Origin of the sequence: Aquiflexum lacus, assembly GCF_015476655.1 — a bacterium.
In the GTDB taxonomy this organism is placed as follows: domain Bacteria; phylum Bacteroidota; class Bacteroidia; order Cytophagales; family Cyclobacteriaceae; genus Aquiflexum; species Aquiflexum lacus.
On the sequence record NZ_JABFHF010000044.1, the window covers coordinates 26,314 to 35,122 of the forward strand.

Below are 8,809 nucleotides of genomic sequence, written 5' to 3' on the forward strand. Positions count from 1 at the left end.
AGGTTTTTAAATCCCTGAATTACTGACAAAAGCTACCGATTGACTATCGGGTGACCAAGAAGGTACATTAATGGTGCCTTGACCTCCGTATAGGTAAGCTATTACTCTTGGAGCACCTCCCGAAGTGGGCATCATTTTAAGGGTTACTCTTTTGTAGGATGGGTGATCATTTACAGGAATATCAGCCGGAAAGGATATATAAACCATCCATTTGCCATCGGGAGAAATATGGGGAAACCAATCATTGGTTTCGTCAAAAGTCAATTGTTCGGGATTGGACCCATCCGGTTTCATTCTCCAAATCTGCATGGTTCCGGATTTGCTGCCATTGTAATAAATGTATTTCCCATCAGGAGAATATTCACAGCCATCTACATGCTCTCCCGGCTTGGTATTGGTTAAGGCAACTTCATCTCCTCCCTTGATATTTTTTTTGTAAATGTCATAGGTTTTTCTTTCTCCTCGGGAAGCCACATATAAGACTTCTTTGCCATTTGGCGACCATCCATGCCAATAGGAAGGGGTCTCTTCTGTGACTAATGTGGGTTCACCGCCTTCCAAGGGAAGTACATAGACCGTCGATCCCCAACCGGGATAACCTTCTCTTTGATGGCTGATGGCCAGCATTTTTCCATCAAATGAAATCCCATGGTCATTGTTGTTTCGGTCCGCGAATCCGGTATTGAGTTTTTCCAAACTCCCGCCTTCTACAGGGATTTTATAAAGTGACCCGTCCATATTGATCAATAACTTTTGACCATCGGGCATCCAATTTGGTGCTTCAAAGCGGCCATCTTTTTCAAAGATCACTTTTCTGACTCCTTTAAAAACATTCATGGTTTCCAACCTACATCCCAAATATCCTTCTTGTCCGGGATTGTAATTGGCCAATGCAGGCTTGTCCAACCTTACATTCCAAGCTTTGGCTTCTTCCAAAACATCTTCATTGTGCGAACCGATAAAAATGCCCGCCAAAACAGCGTTTTTCATCACAGACATTTTGTGGGAACCAATTACCTGAAGTGGTTCACCGGGATGGGCGGCCCGCATGATAAATTCGTCTCCGGTCCGCTCTAATTGCAGGATGGAATAATGGGTTTTTGGCGCAAAAATCTCATCCTCAGGATCCCGCATAAAGGCACCTTTCAGTTCCCGCCACTGTAAGACGGTAAGTCCGTCTCCGTGAAGTGTAGCAGTAATATGTGCTGCGTTTTCATCCTCAGACTCCCTAATCATCAATCCGACTTTTCGGTGTAGGTCAACGCCTTCACCTACAAACTCAAAATTGGCAGTCAGAATAAAATCCCCATCTACCTTGTCAAAGGCATAATGAAACTCATCCCTTTCAAACCAGATATTATATCCGGCTCCTTGAAGATGGTAGGTTTGGGTTTCTTTGTCATAGACTGTTTTTCCTTTCAGTTTGGGATTTCCAATGTCTTTGTTGTGACTGAATATGCCCACTTTTCCATCTTGGGCGATGGCAAACTGGAACAAAAAAAGGCTAAATAATGCGATCAGGTATTTCATAGGTCTTTGGGTTATTATCAGTAATTTAAAACAAAAAATCAGTGATTGTCTATCATTATGTGATGATTGGGGAATTTTTGAGAATAAAACTCATTACCAATGACAGATTTTGAAATTGATGGTTTAGGACTTCAAATAGCATTCGAATCTATTACATTACTTTGCCTTGTCACCTCGACGTCAGGAGAGGTCTGCAGCCCGCCTTGATGTCACAACCTTTTCTGTAAATGCTAATTTTCATAACTACCAATGACAGAATTTGGGATTTATACCCTTGAACTGAAAAATGCATTCAAGACTATAAAGAACTTTGCCTTGTCACCTCGACGTCAGGAGAGGTCTGCAGCCCGCCTTGATGTCATTTCCTTTCTGTAAATGCCAAATTTTAAAAACTACCAATGACAGATTTTTGGAGCGTCACTCTGAACGTAGAGAAGAGTCTCCTGAGGTATAGGGGATTCTTCACTTCGCTGTAATATTTTCAGATTGCTATAAGTATTTCAGAAAGCTCGTTCAGAATGACGCAGAACCCAATGTCATTCCCTTTCTGTAAATGCCAATTTTTTCCACTCAGAATGACGGCACCCCAAACTTGATTCCTGAATCTTGACTCCCCGATTTTCATCAGGACAGGGTTTGGTTCTAAACTCTCGCTTCTTCCGTCTCCTGTCTCCCGTCTTCCGTCCATTCACCCTACACTTCAGTCACCATTTTCCACACTTCAGTCAACTTTAATTTTTTCACCGCCGCTTTTGACCCAATTTTGGATCAAATATTATTGCCATGAAAATTATTTTAGCCATCTGTTTCATCTTCTTAGTCAATTGTTCTTTGGCACAAACCACCATTCAAGGTGTTGTCAAGGATCAAAAAGGTGAGACAATTCCTGGTGTCAATATTTTTCTGAAGGGAACATTCGAGGGCACCTCTTCTGAAATTGATGGAACTTATATTTTGGAAACGAAAGAGGAAGGTGATTTCACTTTGGTATTTCAATCTATGGGATTCAAATCGCAGGAGTTTGAGGTGGTATTGAATGGAAGCTTGCATACCTTAAATCCTGTTTTAAAAGAAGCTATCAATGAAATGACCGCTGTGACCATATCAGCAGGGGCAATGGAGGCTTCTGATGAAAAAAGAGCTGTGGTATTACGGCCTATCGATATTGTAACGGTACCCTCCGCGATGGGAGACATTATTGGGGCCTTTCAGACTTTGCCGGGAACTGCCAATGTGGGAAATGATGGTCGGTTATTTGTCCGTGGCGGGGATGCCACTGAAACAGCCATTTTCATAGATGGTCTCAAAGTTGGAAATGCTTTTGGCACCACTGCTTCTAATGTACCGACCCGAACCCGATTCAATCCCAATTTATTCAAAGGTTCATTTTTCAGTACAGGAGGCTATTCTGCGGAATATGGACAGGCGCTTTCTTCCGCTTTGGCTTTGAACACAGTGGATTTTCCGGTGAGAAATCAGGGTGATATCAGCATCATGTCAGTCGGTGGAGGTTATACACAAACTTTGGCCGGGGAAAAAAATAGTCTGACAGCTTCTGCCAACTACTTTGACTTATCTCCCTACCAAGCTTTGGTAAAGCAAAATTTTGACTGGGAAAGGGCTCCTTATGGATGGGATGCCGAGGTCTCCGGCAGAAAAAAATGGGGTAAAAAAGGGGTAGTTAAAGCTTTTGTTCACACAGAAGCCAATGGCATGAAAATCTGGCAACCGCTACCTGATTCAGATGAACGCGGCCAATTGGTTGGCGTACAAAATCAGTACACTTTTGCCCAAACATCATTCAGGCAATTAGGGGAAAACGATTGGAGTTATTATGGCGGAATTTCTTATTCCAATAATGTGGACAAATTTGACATCGCTCAGATGGAATTGAGAAATCAAAACCAATTGGTCCATTCCAAATTGGCTGCCATCAAAGGGTTTTCGGAGAAGTTTTCAGTCAAGACCGGTTTTGAATCCTATCTGTTCAACTATGAAGAGGCCTTGATTTCAGAAGATTTGAAAAGGGATTTCAGGGATCATCATACCATCCTGTTTTCAGAAGCAGATTATTATTTCAACAACAGGTTGGTATTCCGCGGAGGAATCAGGGCAGGACACAGTTCCTTGGCTGGTCAAAGTTGGTTGGATCCAAGGATTTCTTTGGCTTACAAATTTGACAATAATGGGCAGCTTTCCTTAGCTGCAGGACAGTTCAGCCAAATGCCTGTTGAGCAATTAAGGGTCCTTGAGCAAAGCACACAGAATACCCGTGCAGATCATGTGATCCTGAATTACTTTCTGGTCAAAAACGGCAGAACCATCCGTGCAGAAGCATTTTACAAAGACTATAAAAATCTCATCACTTATGAAGTGGCCCAATTATTTCCAATGCCTTTGGGATTCGACAACATTCAGCAAAATGGGGAAGGCTATGCGCGTGGGATGGATGTTTTTTACAGGGATCAAAAGAGCTTCAAGAACACTGACTTTTGGGTGACCTACAGCTTTGTGGACAGCAGGAGGAAGTTTGCACATTTCACCGAAATGGTACAGCCCGGCTTCGCTCCCCGTCACAATGGGTCTATAGTCATCAAGCATTTTATTTCCTCTCTTAAATCTCAATTAGGGGTTTCAGTGAGTGCCAATGATGGCTATACTTATGAAAACCCAAACCTTCCGGGGCAGATGAATTCAAAAACCAAAAACTTTCAGGATTTGAGTTTAAGTTGGAGTTACCTGGCAAAACCTAATCTGATCATTCATTTGGCCTGCTCCAATGTTTTGGGCAGGGACAATATTTTCGGCTACCAGTATGCCAATGAACCCAATGAAAAGGGGGTTTACGAGGGGAACCCCATTAGGCTTCAGGCACCAAGGTTTCTCTTTTTGGGAATCTTTCTAACCCTTTCCAAGGACAAAAACGCAAATAATTTAAACAACCTATAAACTACAAAAACTATGAAAAAGTACAGTTTAGCTATTATCGTTATGATGCTATTTTCTTTGATTACAAAAGCATCCAATGAAGCTTATGAAAAAGCCATGCTCAAAGAGCTCCAAAACATGAAATCCGCTGCAAGTCCGGAAGACCTGCAAAAGGTTGCCAATGGCTTTGCCAGAATTGCCCAGATGATGCCGGAGGAATGGTTGCCGGATTATTATGCAGCACTTGCCTTGGCCAATGCTGGTTTTAGAAGCGAGGGTGGGGCCCACGTCAAGGACCCGTTTTTTGACCAAGCCAAAAAACATGTGGATAAAGCAGCAAAAATTTCTCCCAACAACTCTGAGGTAGTGGCACTGCAAGGTTTTATTACAATGGGCGAATTGGCAGTAGATCCCGCTTCACGTGGGCAACATTTGTCCGGCTTGGCCATGCAGACTTTTGGTAAAGCGGTAGATCTCAACAGGCAGAATCCCAGGGCAATCATGATGCTTGGACAAATGGAATTGGGCATGGCGCAGTTTTTCGGACAGGGACCGGAAAAGGCATGTGGCCTAGTGGATGCCAGTTTGGCACTTTTTGCCAAAGAAGGCGCTGAAGCCAAAGAAGGCAATTTGAATCCAACTTGGGGAAAAGCCATGGCAGAAGAAATGAAGAAAAATACCTGTAAATGAAAAATTGACCTTCCTGATTTTTTTCAGGAGGGTCTTTATTCTGATTATTCAACATATTGAAATACACAATTCCTATGAAAACCACACTAATTCTCCTTTTGATGGGACTGTTTTTTGGCTCATCGTTATCTGTTCCGCTTTGGGCCCAACAGCAATTGAAACCTCATTCCGGTCTAGGTTTGGGATTTCAAGTAAATCAATTTCAGAATGATTTTGGGTTTGGGCTGAATCTAACCAGCCCGGAAATCCTGAATGGAAATGCAGCTTTCCGTCTAAAAGCCAATCAGGTTTACTTTGAGCACCTCTTGGATGGTGAGTATGTTTGGTCCGGCTATCAAAATGTCTCCTTGGGTTTCGTCGGTTTTGGCGGAATGGTTGGCCAAAGTATCCGCCTATATGGTGAAGGAGGTTTGGCAGGGATTATCCCTTCAGACAGATTTTCTTCGGAATCCTTCAGGTTAAGCACATACGGAACTTTTGGTTTTGAGTTTTTCCCAACTCCGGCTTTTAATTACTTCTTGGAATTAGGTGTCATGACCTCCCAAGCAAGAGCTGATAAAATCGCAGGAAGTCCATTTTATTCAAATGGATTTGTTGCCAGCGTCGGGTTTAGAATGAATCTGAAAAAATAAAATCATAGAACTTTATTAAAATACCCTTTAGCCATGTACAATCTCATTAACAATCAAATCGGTTTGATTCACTTTATAGCTTCTGTTTTGGCTTTGGTTTTTGGTTCAGCAGTTTTGGTGATGACAAAAGGAAGCAAAATCCATAGCAGAGCAGGCTATTTATATGTAGTAAGCATGGTAGTTATGCTGGCAACGGCCTTTATGCTTTATAACTTATTTGGCAAATGGGGGATTTTTCATTACTTCGCAGTGGTCAGTTCCTGCACGCTGATTTTAGGGATGATTCCGATTTTAGTGCGCAATCAAATCAAAAATTGGGCTTATCTTCATTTCTCTTTCATGTATTGGTCTGTGATAGGACTTTATGCGGCTTTTGTCAGTGAGATGTTGACCCGAATTCCTGAAGTGCCATTTTACAATATGGTGGGTTTGGCCACCGCAGGGGTGATGCTTGTTGGCGGAATATTGTTTGGAATCAATAAGGCAAAATGGAGTAGAATGATGATAGAAATATCCAAAAATAAATAAATCAGTTGTTTCAAATCTAAACCAATTGACCATGAAAAAAAGCCCTGAAAATCTAAAATCCAATAAAATTCTATTGGGCATTTTCCTGCTGACCTTGATGACTTCCTGTGCGGCAAATGAGCCAGTTGATGAATGCCTTACAGGTCAGACCTATGGATTCCTTTGGGGAATATGGCATGGAATAATCGCTCCAATCAGTCTTACCATCAGTTTATTTGATGAGGAAGTAGTGATGTTTGCGGTGAACAATACCGGGTTTTTCTATGCCTTGGGTTTTCTGATTGGTTCCGGAGGTTGGGGAATATTAGCTTCAAAGGCCAAAAAAGACTAATATTTAAAAGCAAAAAAACAGATATTCCCATTATAAACATCCTATCAGGAAAATTTTATGAGCAAAGATTTTTTCCGATCAGCCACTATCTTCAACTCCGCCAAGCGGTTTTTCCTACTGAATTTTGGGATTTCTACCATCTTGATGTTGTTGTTCTGCCCAACTTGTTTTTTGTCTTTGGAGGGGATTTTGTCCATAGCTCCGGATTGGATTTTTTCTTTTTTAATGTCCTCTGCATTAAGTTTGGGAGGGTTCAAGGTAGAGGAGTATTATAACAAAAGGATATCCTGGATAGAAAAACCAGTAAAGAGGCTCATTTTGACAGCGGCTTCTTATATGATTTATTCTTTTATAGTCAGCTATATTTTAGTTTCTTTCTATGTTTTGATAACGGTTGATGGAGTTTACCTGAGAAATATCAATTGGATACGGATGTTGGAAAATACCCTGATGCCAACATTTGTAGCCTTGATCATCATTACCATTTTCATTGCAAGGTCTTGGCTGTACGAGTGGAGGTCTGCTGCCATTGAAGCAGAACAGCTTAAATCAGAAAACATCTCCAGTCAATACCAATCACTAAAAGACCAATTGAATCCCCATTTTCTATTCAATTCACTCAATGTGCTGAGTAATCTCGTCTATGAAAGTGCCGATAAATCCGCAGAATTTATACAGCAATTGTCCAAAATCTACCGCTATGTTTTGGAGGTACAGCAAGAGGAGTTGGTAGGTTTGGACAGAGAAATTGGCTTTGCAGAGAACTACCTGAACCTTCAAAAAATCAGGTTTGAAGGAAGTCTCGAATATTTTATTGATGTTCATCAGTTAAAGGGGTATCACCTCCCGCCTCTTTCTCTACAATTGCTATTGGAAAATGCCATCAAACATAATATTGCAAGTTTGGAGAAACCACTCAAAATCATGATCGAACAAACGGATAGCAATTTAATTGTGCGCAATATTCTTCAGCCCAAATTGACCAAGGAGGAGTCAAAAACGGGTATAGGATTGTCCAATATCATAAAGCGTTATGCCCTCTTAAGTAACCAAAGTCCAAAATTCACTGAAACAGAAAAGGAGTTTATCGTAGAACTTCCACTGCTAAAACTTAACGGCGCATGAACATACTTTTGATAGAAGATGAAAGACCTGCTGCCAATAGGTTGAAACAGCTCATTTTGGAATTACTTCCCGGGGCAAATATCTATGGACATTTGGACAGCATTACATCGGCAATCGAATGGCTGCAAACCAACCCTGCGCCCGACCTGATATTCTGTGATATTCAATTGGCAGATGGTTTGAGTTTTGAAATTTTTGAAAGGGTAAAGGTCAGTTCCCCGATCATTTTCACTACCGCCTTTGACCAATACGCCATTAAGGCTTTCAAACTCAACTCGGTGGATTACCTGCTTAAGCCTATCGACCCCAAGGAATTGGCAGGGGCAATAAACAAATTCAAGAGCCAAAAAGTCAAAACCACAATTGATCTCAATCAAATCAAGGAACTCCTCCAACCGCAACAAAAAGAATTCAAATCCAGGTTTATGGTCAAAATCGGAGAAAAAATCCAATCGGTGTTGGCCTCAGAAGCTTCGTTTTTTATGAGTGAGGAGCGAGTGACTTTTTTGCAGACTTTTGAAGGGAAACGGTTTGTTTTGGACTACACCCTGGATCAATTGGAAGAAATGTTAGATCCCAAGAAGTTTTTTCGGCTCAACCGAAAATACATTTCTTCCTTTGAAGCCATAGCAGAGATCCATACCTATTCCAACAGCCGTCTGAAAATCAAATTGGCCAATTGCAGCGACAATGATATTCTCGTCAGTAGGGAGAAGGTGGGAGGGTTGAAGGAGTGGTTGGATGGGTAAATTAAATAGGCCTGAAGGGCCGTTCTGTGACATCCTGGAATGCAACATTTGAAAGGATTATTTGGATGGTAAGGAAAGGTATTTGTCCGACCTGTTATTTAGGTGTTGGTGAAGGATGAATGAAATTTTTCAAACATGGTTAATTCAGTTTAGCAATAAAAATAAATTGGCCTGAAGGGCAATTCTGTGACAGCCTAGGGTGCAACCCTAGGTCATAGGAACCGATAAGAAACCCCTTGGTCTGAAAGACCGATCGAGAAAATAACCGGATATATACGGATAATTAGATTATTTTT

Annotated in this window: 9 protein-coding genes; 7 read left to right on the top strand and 2 right to left on the bottom strand. The window is 41.4% G+C overall.

The genetic code is table 11. The features are described from left to right. Nucleotides 1-6: 6 nt before the first annotated feature. Both HMJ38_RS23925 and HMJ38_RS23930 read right to left on the bottom strand, forming a co-directional pair. The gene (locus HMJ38_RS23925; RefSeq protein ID WP_194976979.1) at nt 7-1,530 is read right to left on the bottom strand and encodes a TolB family protein; all 1,524 of its coding nucleotides are present in this window, start codon (nt 1,528-1,530) and stop codon (nt 7-9) included. Nucleotides 1,531-2,011: 481 nt separating this feature from the next. After that, complete coding sequence (locus HMJ38_RS23930) at nt 2,012-2,218, bottom strand: hypothetical protein (protein ID WP_194976980.1); 207 nt, start codon at nt 2,216-2,218, stop codon at nt 2,012-2,014. 95 nt (nt 2,219-2,313) lie between these two features. Between HMJ38_RS23930 and HMJ38_RS23935 the strand changes: the two genes are divergently transcribed. The 7 genes from HMJ38_RS23935 (at nt 2,314) to HMJ38_RS23965 (ending at nt 8,513) form a co-directional block, all read left to right on the top strand. Then, nucleotides 2,314-4,479, top strand: coding sequence for a TonB-dependent receptor (locus HMJ38_RS23935; RefSeq protein WP_194976981.1), 2,166 nt, complete (start codon nt 2,314-2,316; stop codon nt 4,477-4,479). Between the two features lie 12 nt (nt 4,480-4,491). Beyond that, the gene (locus HMJ38_RS23940; protein ID WP_194976982.1) at nt 4,492-5,148 is read left to right on the top strand and encodes a hypothetical protein; all 657 of its coding nucleotides are present in this window, start codon (nt 4,492-4,494) and stop codon (nt 5,146-5,148) included. Between the two features lie 74 nt (nt 5,149-5,222). Then, on the top strand, nt 5,223-5,780 hold the full coding sequence (locus HMJ38_RS23945) for a hypothetical protein (RefSeq protein WP_194976983.1): 558 nt from the start codon (nt 5,223-5,225) through the stop codon (nt 5,778-5,780). Nucleotides 5,781-5,813: 33 nt separating this feature from the next. Then, the gene (locus HMJ38_RS23950) at nt 5,814-6,308 is read left to right on the top strand and encodes a DUF2306 domain-containing protein (RefSeq protein WP_194976984.1); all 495 of its coding nucleotides are present in this window, start codon (nt 5,814-5,816) and stop codon (nt 6,306-6,308) included. A 31-nt stretch (nt 6,309-6,339) separates the two neighbouring features. Further along, nucleotides 6,340-6,639, top strand: a complete 300-nt coding sequence (locus tag HMJ38_RS23955; RefSeq protein ID WP_194976985.1) for a hypothetical protein — start codon at nt 6,340-6,342, stop codon at nt 6,637-6,639. A 57-nt stretch (nt 6,640-6,696) separates the two neighbouring features. Continuing rightward, on the top strand, nt 6,697-7,764 hold the full coding sequence (locus HMJ38_RS23960; RefSeq protein WP_194976986.1) for a sensor histidine kinase: 1,068 nt from the start codon (nt 6,697-6,699) through the stop codon (nt 7,762-7,764). Further along, on the top strand, nt 7,761-8,513 hold the full coding sequence (locus HMJ38_RS23965) for a LytR/AlgR family response regulator transcription factor (RefSeq protein WP_194976987.1): 753 nt from the start codon (nt 7,761-7,763) through the stop codon (nt 8,511-8,513). Before HMJ38_RS23960 ends, HMJ38_RS23965 begins: the two co-directional genes overlap by 4 nt. Nucleotides 8,514-8,809: the final 296 nt, after the last annotated feature.

Excerpts from the sequence above, each read along its gene's own strand:
- HMJ38_RS23935 (WP_194976981.1), top strand. The coding sequence starts at position 2,314 with ATGAAAATTATTTTAGCCATCTGTTTCATCTTCTTAGTCAATTGTTCT.
- HMJ38_RS23965 (WP_194976987.1), top strand. The coding sequence starts at position 7,761 with ATGAACATACTTTTGATAGAAGATGAAAGACCTGCTGCCAATAGGTTG.
- HMJ38_RS23940 (WP_194976982.1), top strand. The coding sequence starts at position 4,492 with ATGAAAAAGTACAGTTTAGCTATTATCGTTATGATGCTATTTTCTTTG.
- HMJ38_RS23950 (WP_194976984.1), top strand. The coding sequence starts at position 5,814 with ATGTACAATCTCATTAACAATCAAATCGGTTTGATTCACTTTATAGCT.
- HMJ38_RS23955 (WP_194976985.1), top strand. The coding sequence starts at position 6,340 with ATGAAAAAAAGCCCTGAAAATCTAAAATCCAATAAAATTCTATTGGGC.
- HMJ38_RS23930 (WP_194976980.1), bottom strand. The coding sequence starts at position 2,218 with ATGGACGGAAGACGGGAGACAGGAGACGGAAGAAGCGAGAGTTTAGAA.
- HMJ38_RS23960 (WP_194976986.1), top strand. The coding sequence starts at position 6,697 with ATGAGCAAAGATTTTTTCCGATCAGCCACTATCTTCAACTCCGCCAAG.
- HMJ38_RS23925 (WP_194976979.1), bottom strand. The coding sequence starts at position 1,530 with ATGAAATACCTGATCGCATTATTTAGCCTTTTTTTGTTCCAGTTTGCC.
- HMJ38_RS23945 (WP_194976983.1), top strand. The coding sequence starts at position 5,223 with ATGAAAACCACACTAATTCTCCTTTTGATGGGACTGTTTTTTGGCTCA.